The organism is Dyella sp. AD56 (genome assembly GCF_002878475.1).
GTDB lineage: Bacteria > Pseudomonadota > Gammaproteobacteria > Xanthomonadales > Rhodanobacteraceae > Dyella.
Map to the genome: position 1 here is coordinate 330,060 of NZ_NRDP01000007.1, position 21,270 is coordinate 351,329.

A 21,270-nucleotide genomic window follows, 5' to 3' on the forward strand; every position below is an offset into this window, starting at 1 on the left:
GTTATCTGATTTCTTAGGATTGGGGCGCCGGCTTGGTCTGGCTGTGGCGCTGTTCCCAATCGCTACGCATCTTGTCGAGCTCGGCACGCTTCTTCGCCTCGTTGCTGAGGTTCTCGTCGAGGCTCTTGCGCAGCGTGGCAATGGCTTGGTCGGTGCTGGCTGGCGCCGACTGCACGCGGGCCAACTGGTGATACGCATAGGTGCGCACGCGTGGGTCCTGCGACTTGGACAGCACGTCGTTGTAAAGGGCCGGAAGCTCCTTGGTGCGACCGCTTTCCCGGTACAGGCGCTCCAGGGCGGTGAGGTCGCCGATCACCGGTGATTCGGGTGCGTCGAAGCCCATGCGGCCAAAACCGGGGCGACCAAAGCCCGGGCCCGGACCAGGGCCACCGAAGTCCGGACCACCCATGAAGTCGGCCATACCGTCATGCGCCATGGGTTCCGTTTTGCCAGCTGGGTTCTTGGCCGGCGGTGCGCTCGGCGCGCCGTCTTGGGCGATAACCAGCGAGGCCGCTCCGATAACCGCCAGGACGAGTACGGTGGCGAGCAATGTCTTGCGCTGCATGGCAGGGTGACTCCACGTCGGTTCGTGAAGTCTCAAACGTCGTTTGGCGGCGCGGGTTGACGATGGGGTCTGCAAGAGCCCGTTTGTAGTCTCTAAACCTTTTGTCGCCCTGGGCCATCAAAGCGTTATCCAGCCAATGAGGAACCATCTATGCGCCGTCTGATCCTAGCCATCCTGTTGCTCGCTCCACTGGCGTCCTACGCCGATGACTGCCAGTACCAAGCCCCGCGCAATCTCACGCTCGATCTTCAGGGTGTGCGCGAGGTAGAGGTGGACCTGCATAGCTATGACCTGCATCTCTCCGGCGCGAGTGGTAGCGGGGGCATTGTGACCGGGCGTGCCTGTGCGTCCGATCCGAAGTTGCTGGATGACTTGACCGTGACCCAGCGCCGCGAGGGCGATCGCCTGATCGTGGAGGTCGGCGGTCGTTCGCACATCAATATCTCGCTGTTCGGCCACAGTTCGACCAGCCTGAAGCTGGACATGCAGGTGCCCGTGCAGATGCCGGTCGTGCTCAATATCGGTTCGGGTGATGCCTGGGCGATGGGTTTGCAGCGATTGAGCACGCAGGTGGGTTCGGGTGACCTGCACGTCAGCAAGATCGCCGGCCCGCTCGCCTTGAGCGTGGGTTCGGGTGATATCGACGCGAATGACGTGGGTAGCCTCGATGCCGGCTCCATCGGCTCTGGCGACCTGAAGGTCAATGGCGTCCGTGGCGATGCCCGCGTGGGCAGCATTGGTTCGGGTGACGTCGGCCTCCGCAACGTGAGCGGCAACGTGCGCGTGGATACCTTGGGTTCGGGCGACCTGGTGGTGCGCGATGTGCAAGGCGACCTCACGCTGGGCGCCAAAGGCAGCGGCGACGTCAGCCATTCCGGTATCAAGGGTAAGGTGAGCGTGCCGCACGACCGCGACGACTGACGGGGTACGCGTCGCGCTAGCTGATCAGCTGATCCAGTGATACACGAAATAGACCAGCGGCGCGCACACCAGCAGAAACGGTATGGAAACCACATGCAGCCGCCGCGCACCGCGCGGCTGCTTCGCAAGGCGCAGAGCGATCAGGTTGGCGAGTGAGCCAATGGCTACGCCGAAACCGCCGACGTTCACCGCGACAGCCAGCGCCATCGGGTCAGGTGCGTGGCGTAACAGCAGCACCGTAGCCGGAACGTTGCTGATCAGCTGCGAGGCGAGGATGCCGCTGGCGTAAAGCGTGAGCGGATGTTCCAGATCGAGGCTTTCCAGCCCGCGTTGCACCCACGCGAGCTCGGCAAAATGGCCCAACCCCAGAAAGATTGCTGCAAACGTTGCCAGCAAAAACCAGTCCACACGGCGCAGTGTGCCGCGCTCCAGCAGGGCGAAGGGCACGAACAGCAACAGCGCACCGAGCACCGCGTGGTTGTGCTCCATCATCAGCACCATGCTGCCCAGCGCCAGCACCGACAGGATCGCCTGCGGGGTCGATACCGGGTGGCCATCGATGTCTTTGGCATGCAGGATCACACGGCCACGCGGCATCCACGCCACGGTCAGCAGTAGCAGCAGGATAAACATGGTGCCGAACGCCGGCAGCATCTTCTGCACGAACTCCATGAAGGGCAGATGCGTGTATTGCCATAACAGCAGGTTCTGCGGATTGCCGATGGGGCTGAGCGTGGAACCCGCGTTGACGGCGAGCGCCTCCAGCACCACCGTGCGCATCACGGGCAGATTGGAGATGGTGCCAATGGCGAGCGTCAGTGGCACCAGCAGGAACAGGCTCACGTCATTGGTGAGCACCATTGAGAGCAACGCCGTTGCACTTACCAGCAACACGCCCAGCCCACGCAATGAGTGCACGCGCTCGACCAGCGCAGCGGCGGCGTGTTGCACCAGACCGCTGTCACGGATGCCCTGGATGCAGATCATCAGCCCGAGCAGGCCGGCCAGCGTCGGCAGTTGCAGCCAGCGCTGATAGGTGACCAGCGGTTGCGGGTCGACCATGGCCAGCACGATGGCCAGTAACCCAAAGCCAATGAGCAGGTGTTCGTGCGCAACACGTTTGATCCAATGCACTCAGGCTTCCCTTAGCAGTTGCATGGGCGATGTGCGGCTGACGCGCGCCGTGCCAATCAGGCCCAGCATCATCACCACGACGGCGGCAGCGAGGGCAGCCAACAGCAGCGATCCCAATGGCGGAACGAAATGTTCGATGTGGAAGATGGCATGTCCCAGCCACAGCCCGGTACCCGCCGCACCGAATGCGGCAGTGAGGCCCGCCACGAGTCCCAGCAGCCCGAATTCGCAGGCTGCCGCCATGCGCAGCTGCGTGCGGCGTGCGCCCAGCGTGCGCAGCAAGGCGGCTTCGTGGCGACGCTCCTGCGCGCTGGACGCGAGTGCGGCAGCAAGTACCAGTGCGCCTGCGAGCAGGCTGAAAGCAAGCACCCAGCGCACGGCACCGCTTACCTGATTCACGATCTCGCGCACGCGGTCGAGCATGGCGTCGACGTCAATCAGGCTGAGGTTGCTGTAGTCACGGCTGAGTTGCGCCAGGGATTCGGCGTGTCCACGCGGAAGGTAGAAGCTGGCGATCCACGTATGCGGCAACGAGGCGGCATGCGCTGGATCGAACACCAGGAAGAAATTCACCCGGAACGACGTCCAATCCACCTTGCGGATGCTGCCTACCCGCGCGTCGATACTGCCTTCGCCCACGTTGAAACGCATCATGTCGCCGACCTTCAGGCCGTACATGTCGCGCCACATCGTGTCGATGGATACTTCGGCGTCGGCCGGATGCTCGCCGTGCCATTGCCCGGCGATCACCTCGTTGCTCGGTGGCAGATCGCTGGCCCAGGACAGGCGCAGTTGGCGGTCGGACCAGTCCTTGGCGCGCTCGTCCTTGAAGTGCATCTGATCAATGGGCTGGCCGTTGATGGCCGTGAGCTTGCCTACCGCAAGCGGGGCCATATTGAGCTTCTGGCCGCCGATGCGTGCGAGCGCCTGCTCAAAACCTTCGCGCTGATCGTCCTGCAGGTTGAGCACGAACCAGTTGGGTGTGTCGGCAGGCAGTTCGCGTCGCCAACCTTCCAGCAAGGCCGGTGCAACGATAGCCAGCAGCAACAGCGCGACCAGCCCCAGGCTCAGTGCCGTGGCCTGCAGCAAACTCATGCCGCGACGGCGAGCCAGCGCGGCAAGCCCAAGGCGCAGCGCAGGATGCGCTCCAGGCGCCACGCGTCGCGCCGTCCAAAGCAGCAAGGCGGAGAGCAGGGCCGCGACCACGGCCACACCCAGCAGGCTCACGGCAAGGATGCCTGCCAGCTTGGCCGAGCCGCTCTGGCTCCAGATCAGTAACAGCGCTACCAGGGCAGGTACGAGATACAGCGCATCGAAACGGCGCACGCGTCGCGCCGCGCTTTCGCGGAAGACAGCGACCGGTGGCACCTCCGCAAGCCGCGCTAGCGGCGGTAACGCAAAGCCGGCGAGCACCGCCAAGCCCATGACGGCAGCGGCGATGGCGGGCCCCAGGGGCAGCGTGGTCGGGATGGCAGAGAACAGTTGGCTGGCAAAACCCCAGGTGATCTGTGCCATACCGAGCGCCAGCAGGGCGCCGACGATCACGGACGGCACCGCGAGCAAGCCCAGCGTGCCGACCAGCAAACCCAACACTTGCCGGCGCGGCGTGCCGAGCGCGCGCAGCAGTGCCACTTCGTTGGTCTTGCGGCGTGCATAGCGCTGTGCGGCCAGCGCGATGGCGACGCCGGCCAGCAACGCGGAAAGCAATGCCGTGAGGCGCAGGAAGGCGCTGGCGCGGTCGAAGGCGCTGCGCATGCGTTCCTGAGTTTGCTCCGGCATGATCAGCTCCGCGCCTTGCGGCAGGGTCTGGGCTTCCACCCAGGTCCGCCAGTCCTGTACTGGGGAAGGCTGGCCTGCCACCAGCAGCCGATGGCGCGCGCGGCTGCCCACACCGAGCAGGCCTGCCTGCTCGGCATCGCCGATGTTCATGAGTGCGCGCGGCGCCATGGCCACGAGTTCACCACCATCGGGCAGGCGCACCAGTTCCGCGGCGACGCGCAGATCGCGCCCACCCAACTGCAGGCTGTCGCCCACCTTCAGGCCCAAGGCGACCAGCGCGCGATGGTCGAGATAGACCGCGCCGGCCGCCGGTCCGTGGCCTGCGGTGGTGTCACCGGCGCCTTGTGCCAGCTCCATCGTGCCGCGCAGTGGATAGGCGTTGTCGGTAGCGAGCACGTCGAGCAATTGGCTTTGCTCATGCGCGAAGGCCACGCTGGGGAAGCTCGCGCCCTGCGTGACCTGCAGGCCGCGTTGGTGCGCTTGCGCTGCATAGTCCGGCGGCAACGATTGCGGTGCGCTGATGCCAAGGTCGCCGCCGATCAGCTCGGCTGCGCTGGCGAGTACGCCACGTTCCATGCGCGCGGCCAGTGTGGCGACCACGCCCAGCGCCACCACGGCAAGCACCAGTGAGGCGCCAAGCGTGCGTAGCTCGGGTAGATGCCATTCGCGACGCAAGGTGCGCAGGGATAGCGTCAGCAGCCTCATGCGCGCGACCCAGTGAAGGTAGCCGCCATCATCACGGCGCCACCGCTGTGGATGCGCGTGGAGCCGTGACCACGCGGCCGTTGTCCAACGTCACCTGCCGCGCGCAGCGCGCGGCGAGCCGCGGGTCGTGGGTGACCAGCACCAGTGTCGTGCGGTGATCATGGTTGAGCGAAAACAACAGGTCGCTCACGTGCTGCCCGGTGCGCTGGTCCAGGTTGCCGGTAGGTTCGTCCGCGAACAGCAGGCGGGGGCTGTGCACGAAGGCACGGGCGATCGCCACCCGCTGCTGTTCGCCGCCCGACAGCTGGGCCGGGTAGTGCCGACGCCGTGGCGTCAGCTCGACGGCTTCCAGCGCTTCGCGGGCACGGACCCGCGCGTCGTCGCGGCCTTCGAGTTCCAGCGGCAGCATGACGTTTTCTTCTGCGGTCAGGGCAGGCAACAGATGGAACGACTGGAACACGAAGCCGACCAAACGTCGACGCAGGTCGGCGCGCGCTTCCTCGTCCAAGCGTTCGAGTGGGTGTCCGTCCAGGGCGATATGGCCGCTGGAAGGCGTGTCCAGACCGGCAAGCAGGCCGAGCAGGGTGGTCTTGCCGGAACCCGAGGCACCGACGATGGCGAAGCTCTCGCCCTCGCGCACCTGCAGCGACACGCCGCTCAGGATGTCGAGCCGACCCTCGGGGCCCTGGACCGACTTGCTAACATCGACCGCGTCCAAGAGGACACCCTTAGAGCCGGGCTGTGGGCTCTCGGACATTGCGGAGGCATTACCACTCATGCGTCGTTTCCTTTGCTGCCTGGTCTTGCTGTGGGGTGCCGTCATCGGCGCCGCGCAGGCGACGCCGCCGAAAACCGTACTCGTGCTGGGCGATTCGCTGTCCGCCGCACACAACATTCCAGTCGAGGCCGGCTGGGTTCATCTGCTGGGGGACCGTCTAGCCAAGATGGAGCCGGGTTGGACCGTGGTCAATGCCAGCATCAGTGGCGAAACCTCGCTGAGCGGGCGCAATCGCCTTCCTGCGTTGCTTGAGAAGACCCAGCCGGCGGTGCTGGTCATCGAGTTGGGCGCCAACGATGGCCTTAGGGGCCTGCCGCTGGCCCAGCTAAAGGAGAACCTGGCGGCCATGGTTGATGCCGGACAGAAGGCGCACGCACGCGTGCTGCTGCTGGGCATCGAGTTGCCGGTCAACTACGGCCCGCAGTACCGGGATGGCCTGCGCGCCATTTATGCCGACCTGGCCAAGACGAAGAACGTGGCCCTGGTCCCGTTCCTGCTGGACGGGGTGGCGCTGAAGCCGGCGCTGATGCAGGACGATGGCCTGCACCCCGTGGCTGCCGGCGAGCCCATGGTGCTGGACAACGTATGGAAGGGCTTGGCACCGCTTTTGCGTTGAAACGCGCGAGACGTGATGATAATCACAACCGCGCGTGAATCGGGCGTCATTGTCTTCACATGGCCCTCACGATGCCGGTCGTTAGCTGTTCACCTTTGTGAAGTCAGCTTCAGGAGGTACGGATGAGCTCGCGCGACGAACAAGCAGGACTGATCCTTCTGGTCGAGGACAACCGCCAGATCGCAGAAATGGTCGGCGAATTTCTGGAGCGAAGGGGGTATTCGGTCGATTACGCGGCCGATGGCGTCAGTGGTTTGCATCTGGCTGTTTCCAACAGCTATGACGTGGTCGTGCTCGACCTGATGCTGCCGGGCATGGATGGCTTGGACGTGTGCCGCAAGTTGCGGCGCGACGCCAAGAAATCTACGCCGGTACTCATGCTGACTGCGCGCGATACGCTTGAGGACAAGCTTATCGGCCTCGAGGCGGGTGCCGACGACTACTTGGTCAAGCCCTTCGAAGTACGCGAATTGGAAGCCCGCCTGCGCGCGCTGATCCGTCGCGATCGTCGCCAGGTGTCCACGGAAATCCTGACCGTAGGCGATATGACGCTCGACACAGCTACGTTGCGGTTGGTGCGCAGCGGGCAAGAGCTCACTGTGTCGCCGATCGGCCTGAAGCTGCTGGCGATCCTTATGCGCGAATCGCCCCGCGTGGTGAGTCGCCGTGACATCGAGCGCGAAATCTGGGGCGACACGCTGCCCGATTCCGATACATTGCGTTCCCACCTCTACAACCTGCGCCGCGTCATCGACAAACCGTTCGAGCGTCCGCTGCTGCATACCATCCACTCCGCCGGATATCGCCTTGCCGATCTTGAATCGGAGGTGGCCTCGGCCTCACAGCCGGCATGATCGTGTCCGCATGAGTTGATTATGGCCAGCAGGGGCAGTTCCAAGCCCGCGCGGATATTCCGCAGCGGGCGGTACCATAGGCGCATGGCGATCATCTTTGGCTTGCAGTTGCTGGCCATCGTGATCGCGTGCCTGATGGGCTTCTATGACGTCGCCCCGATGGGCGCGGTGCTCGCGCTCATTGTCATCATCAGTGTGCTGTCGTGGTTGGCCGCGCGGCGCGAATGGAGCCCTATCAGTCGTCTCGCGCAAGCGGTAAGCGCCTGGGATGAGCAATCCACCGGCCTAGATGGGTGGCGCCCCGATCAGATCTCGCGCCGCACCGATGCCGACGTGGCTACGCTGGCGAGCAGCCTTTATGAGTTCGCCAACCGCATTGCCGGATACAACCAGCGCGAACGCAACTTCACCCGCGACGCGAGCCACGAACTGCGCAGCCCGCTCACCGTGATCAAGATGTCCGCCGACATGTTGGCGGACGATTCCTCACTGGGTGAGTTCGGGCAGCGTTCCGTGCAACGCATCAAGCGCTCCACGCGCGAAATGGAAGCACTGGTCGAGGCCTTACTGATTCTGGCGCGTGAATCGGATAATGGGCTCACCGAGGAGGATTTCGTCGTCAACGACGTGATCCGCCACGAACTGCCCGATGTGCTGGAGATGCTGGAGGGCCGCCCGATTACGCTGGAGCTCGACGAGCCCGCGCGTTTCGCATTGCACGGTTCGCCACGCGTATTTGCCGTGTTGTGCTGGCAGTTGATCCGTAACGCCTGCCAGCAGGCGGAAGGAGGCACGGTGGCAATCACTGTGATGCCGGGCATGGTGACGGTGACGCACCGCTACGACGACTCACATGGCCGGGCCAACCGCCACGGTTTCGAATTGGCCATCGCTCAGCGCATCAGCGAGCGTTTCCAATGGCCGCTTGAGCTGCAAACGCACGATGGGCGTCGTCACATCGCGCGCATTCGCTTTCCGGAATCGACGCCGGTGCCTGCGTAGCGCGCCGGTGTTTGCGGCCTTCCAACAAAAGTTGGAAGGCCGCAGTGCGGTTTACTGCTTCAACGACGGGCTCACCGCGAACGCGCAGCCCGTCTTCGTCTTCACGTCGTCCAACGTTACGCCGTCCTGCAGCTCGATCAGCGTCAGGCCTTTGCCCTTCTCAACCGAGAACACGCACAGGTCGGTGATGATCAGGTCCACGCATTCCTTGCCGGTGATGGGCAGGTCGCACTGGTCCTTGATCTTGGGCGAACCGTCCTTCGCGGTGTGCTCCATCAGCACCACGACGCGCTGCACGCCACTCACCAGGTCCATCGCGCCGCCGGGTCCCTTCACCATCTTGCCCGGCACCATCCAGTTGGCGAGATCGCCTGTGCACGACACTTCCAGGCCGCCGAGGATCGACAGGTCGACGTGGCCGCCGCGAATCATCGCGAACGATTCCGCGCTGGAGAAGAAGCTCGATCCGGGCAGGGTGGTGATGGTCTGCTTACCGGCATTGATCAGGTCGGGATCAACGTGGGCGTCATCCGGGAACGGGCCGATGCCGAGCAGGCCGTTCTCCGACTGCAGCGTGACATCCATGCCCGGCGGAATGTAATTGGCGACCAGCGTGGGAATGCCGATACCGAGGTTCACGTAGAAGCCGTCCTGCAATTCCTTGGCGGCGCGTTGCGCCATGGCCGTGCGGATCGGGCTTTCCTTGCCGGTGTTGGCGCCGGCAACGGTGCGGAACTCGATGCGCTTCTCGTACGACGGACCCTTGATGATGCGGTCGACATAGATGCCGGGCACGTGGATGCCATCCGGCTCGAGCTCGCCCACGTCCACCAGTTCTTCCACTTCGGCTACGCAGATCTTGCCGCAGGTGGCGATCATCGGGTTGAAGTTGCGCGCGGTCTTGCGGAACACCAGGTTACCCAGGCGATCACCCTTCCACGCCTTCACGATAGATACGTCAGCGTGGATGGCTTCTTCCAGCACGTATTCCTTGCCGTTGAAGACCTTGGTTTCCTTGCCATCGGCGAGCTTGGTGCCGAATGCGGTGCGCGTGTAGAAGCCCGGGATACCCGCGCCGCCGGCGCGCAGCTTCTCAGCGAGCGTGCCCTGCGGCACCAGGTGAAGCTCCAGTTCGCCGGCCAGTACCTGACGCTCAAATTCCTTGTTCTCGCCCACGTAGGAGGCATACACGCGCTTGACCTGGCGGGTCTTGAGTAGCGGACCCATGCCGAAGTCGTCCACGCCGGCATTGTTGCCCACGATGGTCAGGCCCTTGGTGCCAGCCGCCAGCAGCGCCGCGATCAGGTTCTCGGGGATGCCACAGAGGCCGAAGCCGCCGGCGGCGATGGTCATGTCGTCGAACAGCAGGCCGTCGAGGGCTTGCGCCGCGCTTGCATAAACCTTGTCCATTGCGATGCCTTCTTGCAGGGGAGAGCCAGCTGCCAAGGATACGACGGAATGGTGACCGGACATGCTGTACGAAGGTCGCAAGGCTGCACCCTTGGCGTCGCAGCGACGTTTGTGGGGTAGCCACAGAGCCGGTGCTAGGGATGCGTGACGCCCCCTGGATGCTTGACCATTGTCGATTACGCATGTAAACATAAATTCAATTACAGGCGTAAACGGTGATGTATGGCAGTCAGCGAAGCCGAGGCGATCATCATGGAGGTGCTGTGGCGCTCGTCGCCGCGCAGCGCCGAGGACATCCTCGCGGAGGTCGGTCCGCAGCAGGGCTGGCAGGAGGGCACGGTCAAGTCCCTACTCAACCGCCTGCTCAAGAAGAAGGCCGTGAAGGCCGAGCGCGACGGGCGGCGCTATCTCTACGCGCCGCGCCTGACGCGCGAGCAATACGTGTCGCAGGAAAGCAAGGGGCTGCTCGATCGATTGTTCGGCGGCCGCGTGGCGCCACTGGTGGCGCACTTCTCCGAGCAGCGCAAGCTGTCGAAGAAAGACATCGCCGAACTGAAGAAGCTGCTGCAGGAACTTGACGATGAACAGTCTTGAGCTGGTCTCACGCGCCTGGCTGCTGTTGCTGTCGTTGAGCATGGCCTTGCTGGCCGTTGCCGCGTTGCGTCCCGTGTGTCGCCGGTGGCTGGGCGCGGAGAGCGCCTTCCAGCTTTGGTTGCTGCCTCCGCTGGCTGTGCTGGCCAGCCAGCTTCCTCATGCGGTTGGCGCCGTATCGCGGCCATTGCCGCCGCTCGTGCTCACCGTGACGACGGCAGCCGGTGCGATGGGGACGACCCCGCTCCACGACGAGAATCTTCATTGGCAGGACTTGGCGTTGGCGTTGTGGTTGCTCGGCGTTGCTGTGAATCTGACGGCAGCGATCGTGTCGCAATGGCGCTACCAGCGCTTGCTGGGTGCGGGTACCAGCATGGATGGTGGCGACCGTCGCTGGGCAGTGTTGCGCGCGGACCGTGACGACATCGGGCCGGCACTCGTCGGCGCCTGGCGTCCGCGGATTGTCGTGCCTGCCGATTTCGATCGCCGCTACAGCCCTGAGGAGCGCGCGCTGATCCTTGCGCACGAGGAGGCCCATGCCGGGCGTCACGATGGTTTTTGGTCGCTTTGCGCGCGCCTCTTGTTCGTCGTCTGCTGGTGTCATCCGGCGGTCTGGTGGGCTTACCGCGCGTTTCGCCTCGATCAGGAGCTTGCCTGCGATGCCGCCGTGATGAAGCGTCATCGGGGTCAGCGCCATTTGTATGCGCAGACGATGTTGAAGACCCAGTCGGCGGCCTTTCCGCTGCCGGTGGGATGCCCTTGGCTGTCACGACACCCCATCACAGAGCGTATTGCCATGTTGAAGCTGTCACCGCCAGGAAAGACCGGTCGAATCGTTGGAGGCGTCGCGATGTTGGCCTTGGGCGTTGCCATCACCGGTGCCCTGTATGCCGCGACCGATACGAAGGATGCATCGAATGGCAATCATCGCCTGAAGATTGAACTGGGCATCAACGGAGAACCCGCGAAACTGCATGCCGACATGTGCCTCAAGCCAGGTCAGCACTATGACGCCGTCCAGACGGGCATTGATCCGCTCCCGGCGTGGCAGGTGCGGTTGAGTGTGGTGCCTGGGCCAGAGAACCAGTTGGAAGTACAGACCCAAATCAGTGGGGGCAGCCTGGACAAGCCTGTGCAGCCCGGCATCCGCATGCTGCCAGGCCAGACTGGCGGGATCCAGGTCGGCCAGAAAATCATGGGCAAGGACGGCAACGAGCTTGACCGCACGCTCAAGATGGATCTGACCCCCAGCAACGGTTGCTGATCACCGCGCGGGTGAGCATGAAGCAACGGCTGGCTATACTCCCCACCAACGTTGTGGGGAGTACCGTCCGTGAAGTCCAGCCGTCTTGTCGCCGCCATCGCGGCGCTGGGGATAGCGTCCATGTGTCATGCCGCCTCGCCGGTGCTGGTGATCCATGGGGGGGCGGGCGTGATCAAACGCGACATGACCCCAGTCAAGGAAAAGGCCGCGCGCGCCGCGCTGACGCAGGCCCTGCAGAGCGGCTACGCGCAACTCAAAGCCGGTAAGGCCGCGGTGGATGCGGTATCCGCGGCCATCACCGTGCTCGAAGACGACCCGAACTTCAATGCAGGCAAGGGCTCTGTCTTTACGCACGACGGCAAGAACGAAATGGATGCGGCCATCATGGATGGCGCCACGCTGGAAGCGGGCTCCGTGGCTGGCGTGCATCGCGTGAAGAATCCCATCCTGCTGGCGCGTGCGGTGATGGAGAAATCCCAGCATGTGATGCTGGTAGGCGACGGTGCGGAAGAGTTCGCCAAGCAGGTGGGCATCACGCTGGTTGACTCGGCTTATTTCCGTACGGAAGAGCGCTGGCAACAGCTGCAGAAGGCGCTCAAGGAAGACGAGAACCAGGAAAAGCACTCCGACGTTGAAACCGCCAAGCACTTCGGTACCGTGGGTGCGGTAGCGCTCGATGCACAAGGGCATCTGGCGGCGGGCACGTCCACGGGCGGTATGAACGACAAGCGCTGGGGGCGCGTCGGCGACACGCCGATCATTGGTGCGGGCACGTACGCCAATTCAGGCTGCGCGGTGTCCGGCACCGGCTGGGGCGAGTACTACATTCGCACCGTGGCCGCGCATGAAATCTGCATGCGCGTGACTCAGATGCGCGTGCCGTTGCGTCGCGCAGCGGCCGAAGTGATTAATCAGGAAATTCCGTCGATGGGCGGCAATGGCGGCGCCATTGCGCTGGATGCGAACGGTACCGTGTCGATGCCGTTCAATACCGATGGGATGTATCGCGGTTGGATCGGTGCCGACGGTGTGCCGCATGTGGCGATCTACGGCGATGAGAGCGATGGCACTGCGGAGCCGTTACCGGCTGAAGCAGAGTCGACGGGCGGCTAGCAGGGAGAGAAGCACGGAGGGTGTCACGTGCTTCGTCTATTTCCCGGTGCCCGAGCTTCTTACTCTTCGTGTTCGGGGCGTTCGCGAACGGGGTGCTTGCTGAGCTTGCGTTGCAGCGTGCGGCGATGCATGCCCAGGCGGCGCGCCGTTTCCGAGATGTTGCCATCGCATTCGGTCAGTACGCGCTGGATGTGTTCCCACTCCAGACGACGTAGAGCGAGAGGCGCTTCCGGCGCGTCGATCACATCGTCTTCGCCCGCATTGGTATCGCCGTCGAGTAGCGCGCGAACCACTGCATCAGCATCCACTGGTTTGGCGAGATAGTCGTGCGCGCCGCGCTTGATGGCTTCGACGGCCGTGGCAATGGATGCGTAGCCGGTCAGCAGCAGCACGCGGATCTCGGGCACCAGCGCCTGCAGTTCCGGGATCAAGCGCAGGCCGTTTTCCTCGCCCAGCTTCAAATCAAGCACGCAGTAGCGCGGTTGGTGGCGGCGGGTGAGTGCGCGGGCCTCGTCGGCATTGCTGGCGGTGATCACGTCGAAGCCGCGCGAGCTGAGTGCACGCGCAAGCACGCGGGCGAAAGTGGCATCGTCGTCGATGATGAGTAGTTGTTGATCGCTCATGGTGTTCTCCTCGGCGTTGTGCCGATATGGGCATTTTCGCCGCTGCGACAACGCATGCCCATGTGGCCATGCGCCACTGTGGCTATCCGCCGCAGGGATTATGGCGCAGCAATCACGGCCAGCGGCAATCTCAGGCGCATTTGTGCGCCGTGCCCGGTGTTGAGTGCGATCAATTCGCCTTCCAGGCGTTCGGCCGTGGCCTCAGCCAGCGCCAGTCCGATGCCCAGTCCTGTTTGCTTATGCGAGCGGCCTAGTTCCGACAGTTCGCCGGTAGGGTCGGCAAAGCCGGGGCCGTGGTCGGCCACGATCAGTTCCAGCCAACCGCCATCACGACGCACGGTGAGTGCTACCGCCTGCGAGTGATTGAGGGCGGAGGCGTCGGCCGCGTTGTTCAGCAGGTTGAGTAGCGCGTGACGTAGGCCTGGCGGCGTGCGCAGTACAGTGCGTGCGGCTTCCTGGTCGAGCGCAAGCGCAAGATCTGCTTCTGGCCGTAGCAATTGAAACCGTTCCAGGCAGCCGTGGATGAATTTATCGACGGTGAGCTGTTCCGGTTCCTGCGATAGCTGCGCTTTGCCGAAGGCGACCATCTCGCGAAGGATGGTGCGACAGCGATCGACCTGTCCCTCCAGCAGTTCAAGGTCTTCGGCCAGTGCGGTGTCGCCCGCGTGCTCGCGGCGAAGCTCAGGCAGCAGCGTACGCATGGTGGCCAGTGGCGTGTTCAGTTCATGGGCAGCACCCGCCGCCTGCGTGGCAATGGCCAGGATGCCCTCATCGCGCAGTGCGCGCTCGCGCACGCGTTGCATCTCCAACTGTTGTAGACGCACGGCCCGCGCAAGGCGATTGATGAAGAAGCCCAGCAGCACGGCCATGATCACGAAGTTCACGCCCATGCCGAGCACATGTAGCGAAAAGCCGCTGGTGGAATGCATGGGTACCGGCAGCGGCACGTACCAGAACAGCAAGACCGCGTAAGCCGCACCGACCACTGCGGCGACAGTGAACACGGCGTTGACTGTCAACGCCGCCGCACTTAGCGCAATAGGAATCAGCAGCAGCGTAATGAACGGATTGCTCGCACCACCGGTGAAGTGCAGCAGGTAGCCCAGCACCAGCGTGTCGACACCGACATGGAGAATGGTTTCCCACTGGCGGACGGGCCACGGCTGGGTGAGGCGCCATGCAGCAAACACCGCGAACACCGCGAGCAAGCCGATGCCGACCATCAGCGGCAGCAGTGGGATATCCATGCGCATCCACAACGCACAGACAAGCACGGCGGTGCTCTGCCCGGCGATGGCGCAGATGCGCAGCCAGGCGAGGCTGCGGAAGAGGGTGCGAGGTCCGATGCGTTGCTGGGTGCTGGGGCGCTTCATGGCCGCGATACTAGCCGGTTTGCGCTGGCCTCCCCGGAATGGGGCAGGGCGGTGCGTCACTATGCGCAGGCCCTGGATGGGCAGGCCTTGGCCCCCAAAAGAACTCGCCCCGACGAGCGGGGCGAGTAGGTGTCGATCAGACTTCTTCGCTATGCACAGCCGGCAGTGGCGTGTGTGCTTCGGAGTGGCTGCGCGAGAGCTTGCTCATCAGCGGCAGCATCACCACGGCGACCACCGTGCAGGCAATGCCCACGAAGCCGAGCTTGTTGAATAGACCGACGTAGATGTTCAGCGACTCGACCGGGCTGCTGATGTTCTCAGGCATGGCGGCGAGGTTGGCAACCACGCTGCCCAGGTACTGAGAGATGCCGACGGCCACGTAGTACGCACCCATCATGAAGCCGCCCATGCGGGCCGGCACGTAGCGAGCGATCATCGCCAGACCCAGACCGCTCACCAGCAGCTCGCCCAACGAGTACAGGCCGTAGCCCCAGATCATGGTCCACGAGGACACCTGGCCGTCGACTGCGCTCATCGCGCCGAAGCCATACATGAAGAAACCCAGTGCGACTGCGGCGAAACCGAAGGCGAACTTGGTGGCCACCGACGGATCTTTGCCCGCGCGGCCTAGCGTGTTGTAGATCGCTACCAGCACAGGGCTGAGGAGCACGATCCAGATGGCGTTGAGGTTCTGGTACTGCTCCGGGATCCAGGTGATGTGGAACTGGGTGAAGCCCAGGTTGAAGTCCTGCATCAGGTTGACGTTCTTCTGCGCGAACAGGTTCAGCGAGGTCGCCATCTGCGCATAGAAAATGAAGAAGAAGATTGTTTGCACGGTGAGAACCAGCGCGGCGATCAGGCCGGCGCGCTCACTCTGCTCTGCGTTGCGGATCAGGTGCACGAAGATGCCCAAGATCACGATGCCGGCCAGGTATACACAGATCTTCGCGGCCAGCAGGCTCTGCAGGATGAAGGCGGCAACGGCGACGATCACCAACGAGGCAACGATAAGCGCCAGCACGCGCTTGCCCTGCAGCGGCTGTTCGTCCGCAGGCGAGCCAATGTGCGCCAGCGTGCGATGCATCAGCGAGTAGTTGATCAGGCCGAGCACAAGGCCCACGGCGCACGCACCAAACGCGGTGTGCCAACCCATGGCGTCGCCATAATGCGTGCCGACGTAGTCGCGAATCCACGGCGTGGCCGTCATTGAGACCATCGAGCCGACGTTCACCGCCATGTAGTAGATGGTGAAGGCGCTATCGATGCGTACGTCGTCGCCCTCGTAGATTTTGCGTACGAGGTTGCCGGCGTTGGGCTTGAAGAAGCCGTTGCCAACAATGATCACACCGAGCGAAAGGTAGGTGAGCGTCGGGTTGTTGGAGGGAATCCACAGCATCGCGTAGCCCAGCGTCAGCACGACGGCGCCGGTGACCATGGTGCGGCGCGTGCCGATCAGTTTGTCGCCGACCCAGCCGCCGATGGCGGGGGTGGCATAGATCAGCGCGGCGGCCGCGCCCCACACGAGGTTTGCCTTGCTGTCGGCGAAGCCGAGCTTCTTCATCATGTAGGTGACCATGAGCACCTGCATGCCGTAGAAGCCGAAGCGCTCCCACATCTCGATCAGGAACACGGTGCTGAACGAGCGGGTCTGTGAGACCGGTGGATTCTGGATTGCCATTCAATTGTCCGTACTGCGGTTCATACAACGGCCACGCGGGGTGACCGGCTCGCGTGACCGGGAATTTGGTCACAAAGTGGCCAAGCGTAACCGATTCGTCATTCAGGTAACGTTGCGCTGCCGCATGCAGAAAGCTGCGATCTGCCCGCCATGAGGCGGATATGGCAAAATTCCGGTCTTATGCACGCCATGGGCGGACGCGGCCGTGCCGCAATCTCACAGAGGACGACACCATGGCCGCCAGTGGTTTTCGCGGACCCCGGCAAATCTGGAACGCTTTCAAGTGGTCCATGAAAGGGCTGCAGGCCGGTTGGCGCCATGAGGCGTCGTTTCGGTTGGAAGTCTGCATTGCCGTGATTCTGGTACCGCTGGGCCTATGGCTCGGTAACGGCCCGTTGGAGAAGATTGCCTTGGTGCTGCCTCCTGTGCTGGTTCTATCCGCTGAATTGCTCAATTCGGCGGTGGAGGCCGTGGTCGACAAAGTCAGCCCGGAATTCCACGAGCTGGCGGGTCGCGCCAAGGACATGGGCTCGGCCGCCGTGTTCCTGCTGCTGGCCATGACCGCCCTGACCTGGGGGCTCATCCTCTGGCCCCACTGGTTCTGATTGGTTCGTCGAGACGTCGTTTGCCTTTGCCGGCCGGACCTTTGAGAGCGCGCAAGATTGCGTCGTTCACGACGGAATGCTGCAATGGTGCTCCACTGGATTGGAGCACCACCATGAAACTTCTTCGTGTCCTTGTATTGCTGCTGGTCGCCGTCGGCCTGTCGGGTTGCGGATATAACGCCATCCAGCGCCAGGACGAGGCGGTGAAGGCAGCCTGGTCCGAGGTGCTCAACCAATACCAGCGCCGCGCCGACCTGGTGCCCAATCTGGTCAATACGGTGAAGGGCTATGCCCAGCACGAGGAACGTGTGCTCACCGAGGTGACCAATGCACGCGCCAGGGTGGGCAGCACGCAGCTGTCGACTGCCGATCTGAACGACCCGGAGAAGCTCAAGCAATTCCAGGCCGCGCAGGGTGAGCTGTCTAGCGCGTTGTCGCGCCTGATGGTGGTCAGCGAGAACTACCCGCAGCTGAAGGCCGACGGCCTGTTCCAGAACCTGCAGGCGCAGTTGGAAGGCACCGAGAACCGCATCACCGTCGCGCGCAACCGCTACGTGAAAGAGGTGCAGGAATACAACTCGATGATCCGCACTTTCCCGAACAACCTCACCGCGAAGATGTTCGGCTACCAGGTGAAGCCGAATTTCTCGGTGGAGAACGAGAAGGCCATTTCCACGGCGCCGACGGTCGACTTCGGCAGCCCGGCGCCTGCAGCCTCGGCGCACTGAGATGATCCGGCGCGTAACGCGCCTGCTGCTCGTGCTGGCGGTGGCTCTGCTGCCGCTGGCACAGTTGCATGCCGATGAAGCCGTTCCCACCCTCACGCGTCATGTCACGGACCTCACGGGCACGCTGACGCCGCAGCAGGTCGACCAGCTCGACGCACAGCTGGTGTCGCTGGAGAAGACCAAGGGCGCACAGTTGGTCGTGTTGATGGTGCCGACCACGCAGCCGCAGGAGATCGAGGAGTATTCGCTGGCCGTTGCGGAGGCGAACAAGATCGGTCGTAAGGGTACGGACGATGGCCTGCTACTGCTCGTGGCGAAGAATGATCGCCGCGTGCGCATCGAGGTAGGTTACGGCCTGGAAGGCGCCGTGCCGGATGCGGCGACAGCACGCATCATCCGCGAGTACATCGCGCCGAAATTCCGTACCAACGATTACTTCGGCGGCATCAGCGACGCGGTAGGTGCGCTCACCCAGCTCGTCAACGGTGAAGCGTTGCCGCCGCCGGTGGAGAGTAGCAACCGCGAACATCGACGAGGCATCGACTTCGGGCATGTGCTGCTGTTCGGCGTCTTCATCGCCATCTTCCTGCGCAGCATCTTCGGGCGTACCACGGTGTGGCTGCGTACACCGGTAGGGGCAGTGCTCACCGGTGCGCTGGTGTGGCTGCTCGCGGCGTCTGCAGGCGCTGGCATCTTCGGTGCGCTCATTGGTGGCGTGCTGATGCTGTTGCCGGGTGGAGGAGGGCGTTCGATCGGTGGCGGTGGTTGGGGTGGCTTTGGGGGCGGCGGCTTCGGTGGCTTCGGCGGCGGTGGCGGCGGCCTCGGTGGTGGTGGCTTCAGCGGCGGCGGTGGCAGTTTTGGCGGTGGCGGATCATCGGGGAGCTGGTGACATGTCGAATAGGCAACGCCTCTTCATGAATCTGTTCGACGGCTGGTTCCAGCTACGCCGACGTTTCCCCAAAAGCCTGCTGGACGATATGACCACGGCGATCGCCCGGGGCGAGCGCGACCACCGCGGCGAAGTTTGCTTCGCGATCGAATCGCGACTGGCACCGAGCGCGGTACTGGCGGGTTTGAGTGCGGAACATCGTGCGCGACAGGTGTTCGCGCAATTGCATGTGTGGGATACGGAGCACAACAGCGGCGTGCTGTTCTACGTGCTGATGGCGGAACATCGCGTGGTGATCATCGCCGACCGTGGCGTCGCTGTGGCAGTCACGCAGGCCGAGTGGGATGTGGTTCGCGATCACATGCTGCTTAGTTTTGCGCGCGGTAATTGGCGCAAGGGCAGCCTGGAAGGTATTGCCGAAGCCCATGCTCTGTTGGTGAAGCATTTTCCTGGTAACGACAAGGACGCACCGGACGAGCTGCCAGACAGGCCCATCTTGCTCTGAGCGCGAGCTAGTGAGCTCTCTGTGTGCTCGAGACGGAGTGGACGATGGGCGCGGAAGTTGGCAGAGGCCGCCGCGAATGCATGCTAAAGCCGGCGGGAAGGCCCCCGGTATTTGGGCAGCATGCGCGTCGCATTTGTCCAGAAACTAAGGTGATATCAAGGCACTTCTGGTTCAGCGCCGCCGATGCCGCCGGTGCTCCATCATGGTCCCGATGACGCGGCCTGGGTTGTCCGTTGAGACTCGAATGATTTCAAAATCCTCATTGAGAGGCACGAGCTCAAAAACAGGGTGATTGGCCTGATCAACGCCGCGAGGTCGATACTTCAGGAAGATGGCGCGCGTGTCGTTATCGAGCTTTGCGACGACAAAATCCCCTGGAAGCGGAGCGATGCCGGGGTCGACGATGACAATATCGCCCTGTCGAAATTCGTCCAGCATCGCCTCACCCTCAATTTCGAGAGCAAACGCGGTTTCGCTGAGACGCTCTGCCAGTCCTCCCCCAATGACCAGAGGCCGCAGGCCGTCAAGGTTTGCAGGGTCGGATATCTTGAGCCATTCGCCCGCCTGCACGTAGGAAATAACGGAGATTAGCCTGGCGTCATCCTTGACGATGTGTCGACTTGAGGCAGGGCCGACACGCCTTGGCGCGTCCCTTCCCGTCTTCAAATAGGCCACGGTGACGCCCAACGCGTCCGCAGCCGCCTGAAGTGCGGCGTTCCGGATGTTTTCCGGGTCCGTCGTTCCGTCTTCCCAATATTTGATCGAAGTTCCGGAGACTCCGGCCTTCACGCCCAGGGCGCGTTGCGATAGCCCCTTGGCGGCACGGGCAGCCTTGAGTCGATCACCGAATCTTTGCATGGCAATAAGATTACTTGCCAAAGCGAAAAGTACACTTTCATATCGATGTTAAGTGTATTTATCATCGAGATGCTCACTTCCTTTCGACATTCTGTCGCAGGATTTTTCGGTCCGGATCGGGCTGGCCACCGCGCTCGTCGGAGCGGTGGCGAAGTGGGCAAGTGCTCGGGCGCCTTCACTTGCAAAGCCATGCAACGCAAGGCCACGGGTGTGACAGTTCAACCTTGGGAGCGAAACAACCATGTTCGGGGAGTGGAATATGAGAATGACGAGTCATCCAGGCGGTCCGTCCCTTGATTCATCGGAGCCCACCACTCGCTGGGTTCCCCCACGTCGAGGCAGTGTGTTGTGGCTCCAGGGATTCCTTTTTCTTCTTGCATTGTTTGTCAGCAATGCCCTCTGGGCGACCGGGTGTAGCACCCTCAATGGCAATCCCAAGACGTTCACCCTCGTGTTGCCGGGATCCACAATCATGGTCCCGCGTGACATGGCGGTCCGACGTCCCCCCGCTTTCAGTAGCGGGACGAATTAGAGCCCAGTGTCACTTTAGCTGCTTCGCATAGTCGGCGGGCGTGAGCCCGCCCAAAGCCTTCTTGGGTCGTTCTTCGTTGTATTCCCGGCGCCAGGTTTCGATCTCGGTGCGTGCGTGAAGCAGGCTGGGAAACCAGTGCTCGTTGAGGCATTCATCGCGCAAGCGCCCGTTGAACGATTCGATGTAAGCGTTCTGGTTGGGCTTGCCAGGCTCGATCAACCGCAGTTGCACGCCGCGCTCATGGGCCCACACCACCATGGCCTTCCCGCAAAACTCCTTGCCGTTATCAATGCGAATGATCTTCGGTAGGCCGCGTGTGAGCGCCAAGCGATCCATCACGCGAGCGACGCCGGCACCAGAAATGGCACGCTCTACTTCGATCACGACCGACTCGTGTGTGGCGTCGTCAACCACGGTGAGGCACTTGATCACACGGCCTTCGGCCGTGCGATCAAATACAAAATCCATCGACCAGACCTCGTTGGCCTTGGCAGGGCGAAGGAGAGGCTGACGCTCGGCCACAGGCACCTTCTTGCGCTTCGCGCGCACCTGCAGCTTTGCTTCCTGATACAGCCGCTCGACGCGCTTGTAGTTCACCACGAGTCCTTCCTGCCGAAGCTTCAGATAGATCATGCCGACGCCATAGCGTCGGTGGCGTTGGGCCAAACCGACGATGCGCTCGCGCAGCGCCATGTTGCGATCGGGGCGACCTTGATAGCGATAGGCGCTCGCGCTCATGCCGACGAT

At 63.1% G+C, this 21,270-nt stretch carries 21 protein-coding genes; 11 read left to right on the plus strand and 10 right to left on the minus strand.

Annotation, left to right across the window (positions count from 1 at the left end):
* Window positions 1-13: 13 nt before the first annotated feature.
* Window positions 14-565: a hypothetical protein gene (locus tag DyAD56_RS07555; protein WP_102302128.1), complete on the minus strand. Its 552-nt coding sequence runs from the start codon at window positions 563-565 to the stop codon at window positions 14-16.
* A gap of 150 nt (window positions 566-715) precedes the next feature.
* On the opposite strand from DyAD56_RS07555, the gene DyAD56_RS07560 reads away from it, so the two are divergent.
* Window positions 716-1,486, plus strand: coding sequence for a DUF2807 domain-containing protein (locus DyAD56_RS07560; protein WP_102302129.1), 771 nt, complete (start codon window positions 716-718; stop codon window positions 1,484-1,486).
* A gap of 24 nt (window positions 1,487-1,510) precedes the next feature.
* Here the strand turns inward: DyAD56_RS07560 and DyAD56_RS07565 are convergent, their stop codons facing one another.
* Genes DyAD56_RS07565 through DyAD56_RS07575 form a run of 3 tightly spaced genes read right to left on the minus strand, consistent with a single transcriptional unit; the run spans window position 1,511 to window position 5,861 of the window.
* Window positions 1,511-2,620, minus strand: a complete 1,110-nt coding sequence (locus tag DyAD56_RS07565) for an SLC13 family permease (protein ID WP_102302130.1) — start codon at window positions 2,618-2,620, stop codon at window positions 1,511-1,513.
* Window positions 2,621-5,104 (minus strand): FtsX-like permease family protein, encoded by a 2,484-nt coding sequence (locus DyAD56_RS07570; protein WP_102302131.1) that lies wholly within the window; start codon window positions 5,102-5,104, stop codon window positions 2,621-2,623. It lies immediately after the preceding gene.
* Between the two features lie 31 nt (window positions 5,105-5,135).
* A complete protein-coding gene (locus DyAD56_RS07575) occupies window positions 5,136-5,861 on the minus strand; it encodes an ATP-binding cassette domain-containing protein (protein WP_102302132.1) in 726 nt (241 codons plus the stop codon).
* A gap of 19 nt (window positions 5,862-5,880) precedes the next feature.
* Between DyAD56_RS07575 and DyAD56_RS07580 the strand changes: the two genes are divergently transcribed.
* The 3 genes from DyAD56_RS07580 to DyAD56_RS07590 all read left to right on the plus strand — a co-directional run bounded on the left by DyAD56_RS07580 (window position 5,881) and on the right by DyAD56_RS07590 (window position 8,354).
* The gene (locus DyAD56_RS07580) at window positions 5,881-6,498 is read left to right on the plus strand and encodes an arylesterase (RefSeq protein ID WP_102302133.1); all 618 of its coding nucleotides are present in this window, start codon (window positions 5,881-5,883) and stop codon (window positions 6,496-6,498) included.
* Window positions 6,499-6,620: 122 nt separating this feature from the next.
* The gene (locus DyAD56_RS07585) at window positions 6,621-7,352 is read left to right on the plus strand and encodes a response regulator transcription factor (protein ID WP_102302134.1); all 732 of its coding nucleotides are present in this window, start codon (window positions 6,621-6,623) and stop codon (window positions 7,350-7,352) included.
* An 84-nt stretch (window positions 7,353-7,436) separates the two neighbouring features.
* Window positions 7,437-8,354 (plus strand): HAMP domain-containing sensor histidine kinase, encoded by a 918-nt coding sequence (locus DyAD56_RS07590; protein WP_233202323.1) that lies wholly within the window; start codon window positions 7,437-7,439, stop codon window positions 8,352-8,354.
* A 51-nt stretch (window positions 8,355-8,405) separates the two neighbouring features.
* Here the strand turns inward: DyAD56_RS07590 and DyAD56_RS24475 are convergent, their stop codons facing one another.
* Window positions 8,406-9,764 carry a 3-oxoacid CoA-transferase gene (locus DyAD56_RS24475; RefSeq protein WP_102302136.1) on the minus strand — a complete coding sequence of 453 codons (1,359 nt, stop codon included), beginning with the start codon at window positions 9,762-9,764 and terminating at the stop codon, window positions 8,406-8,408.
* A 222-nt stretch (window positions 9,765-9,986) separates the two neighbouring features.
* Here DyAD56_RS24475 and DyAD56_RS07600 point away from each other — a divergent pair, with 222 nt between their 5' ends.
* The 3 genes from DyAD56_RS07600 (at window position 9,987) to DyAD56_RS07610 (ending at window position 12,732) form a co-directional block, all read left to right on the plus strand.
* Window positions 9,987-10,358 (plus strand): BlaI/MecI/CopY family transcriptional regulator, encoded by a 372-nt coding sequence (locus DyAD56_RS07600; protein WP_102302137.1) that lies wholly within the window; start codon window positions 9,987-9,989, stop codon window positions 10,356-10,358.
* Complete coding sequence (locus DyAD56_RS07605; RefSeq protein WP_102302138.1) at window positions 10,345-11,619, plus strand: M56 family metallopeptidase; 1,275 nt, start codon at window positions 10,345-10,347, stop codon at window positions 11,617-11,619. Before DyAD56_RS07600 ends, DyAD56_RS07605 begins: the two co-directional genes overlap by 14 nt.
* 120 nt (window positions 11,620-11,739) lie before the next feature.
* Complete coding sequence (locus DyAD56_RS07610; protein WP_102302139.1) at window positions 11,740-12,732, plus strand: isoaspartyl peptidase/L-asparaginase; 993 nt, start codon at window positions 11,740-11,742, stop codon at window positions 12,730-12,732.
* A 59-nt stretch (window positions 12,733-12,791) separates the two neighbouring features.
* On the opposite strand, the gene DyAD56_RS07615 is transcribed toward DyAD56_RS07610, so the two are convergent.
* The 3 genes from DyAD56_RS07615 to DyAD56_RS07625 all read right to left on the minus strand — a co-directional run bounded on the left by DyAD56_RS07615 (window position 12,792) and on the right by DyAD56_RS07625 (window position 16,406).
* On the minus strand, window positions 12,792-13,355 hold the full coding sequence (locus DyAD56_RS07615) for a response regulator transcription factor (protein WP_102302140.1): 564 nt from the start codon (window positions 13,353-13,355) through the stop codon (window positions 12,792-12,794).
* Window positions 13,356-13,453: 98 nt separating this feature from the next.
* Entirely contained in the window at window positions 13,454-14,728 is a 1,275-nt protein-coding gene (locus DyAD56_RS07620; protein WP_102302141.1) for an ATP-binding protein, read from the minus strand.
* Window positions 14,729-14,864: 136 nt separating this feature from the next.
* Window positions 14,865-16,406 (minus strand): oligopeptide:H+ symporter, encoded by a 1,542-nt coding sequence (locus tag DyAD56_RS07625; RefSeq protein ID WP_102302142.1) that lies wholly within the window; start codon window positions 16,404-16,406, stop codon window positions 14,865-14,867.
* Window positions 16,407-16,639: 233 nt separating this feature from the next.
* Here DyAD56_RS07625 and DyAD56_RS07630 point away from each other — a divergent pair, with 233 nt between their 5' ends.
* The 4 genes from DyAD56_RS07630 to DyAD56_RS07645 all read left to right on the plus strand — a co-directional run bounded on the left by DyAD56_RS07630 (window position 16,640) and on the right by DyAD56_RS07645 (window position 19,133).
* Window positions 16,640-17,011, plus strand: a complete 372-nt coding sequence (locus DyAD56_RS07630) for a diacylglycerol kinase (protein ID WP_102302143.1) — start codon at window positions 16,640-16,642, stop codon at window positions 17,009-17,011.
* Between the two features lie 113 nt (window positions 17,012-17,124).
* Window positions 17,125-17,739, plus strand: coding sequence for a LemA family protein (locus DyAD56_RS07635; RefSeq protein WP_102302144.1), 615 nt, complete (start codon window positions 17,125-17,127; stop codon window positions 17,737-17,739).
* Window position 17,740: 1 nt separating this feature from the next.
* Window positions 17,741-18,628: a YgcG family protein gene (locus DyAD56_RS07640; RefSeq protein WP_102302145.1), complete on the plus strand. Its 888-nt coding sequence runs from the start codon at window positions 17,741-17,743 to the stop codon at window positions 18,626-18,628.
* A 1-nt stretch (window position 18,629) separates the two neighbouring features.
* Window positions 18,630-19,133: a TPM domain-containing protein gene (locus DyAD56_RS07645; RefSeq protein WP_102302146.1), complete on the plus strand. Its 504-nt coding sequence runs from the start codon at window positions 18,630-18,632 to the stop codon at window positions 19,131-19,133.
* 171 nt (window positions 19,134-19,304) lie between these two features.
* On the opposite strand, the gene DyAD56_RS07650 is transcribed toward DyAD56_RS07645, so the two are convergent.
* Window positions 19,305-19,991, minus strand: a complete 687-nt coding sequence (locus DyAD56_RS07650; protein WP_102302147.1) for a S24 family peptidase — start codon at window positions 19,989-19,991, stop codon at window positions 19,305-19,307.
* A gap of 541 nt (window positions 19,992-20,532) precedes the next feature.
* The coding region (locus DyAD56_RS07655; RefSeq protein WP_102302175.1) for an IS3 family transposase at window positions 20,533-21,270 on the minus strand (738 nt) is incomplete at its 5' end.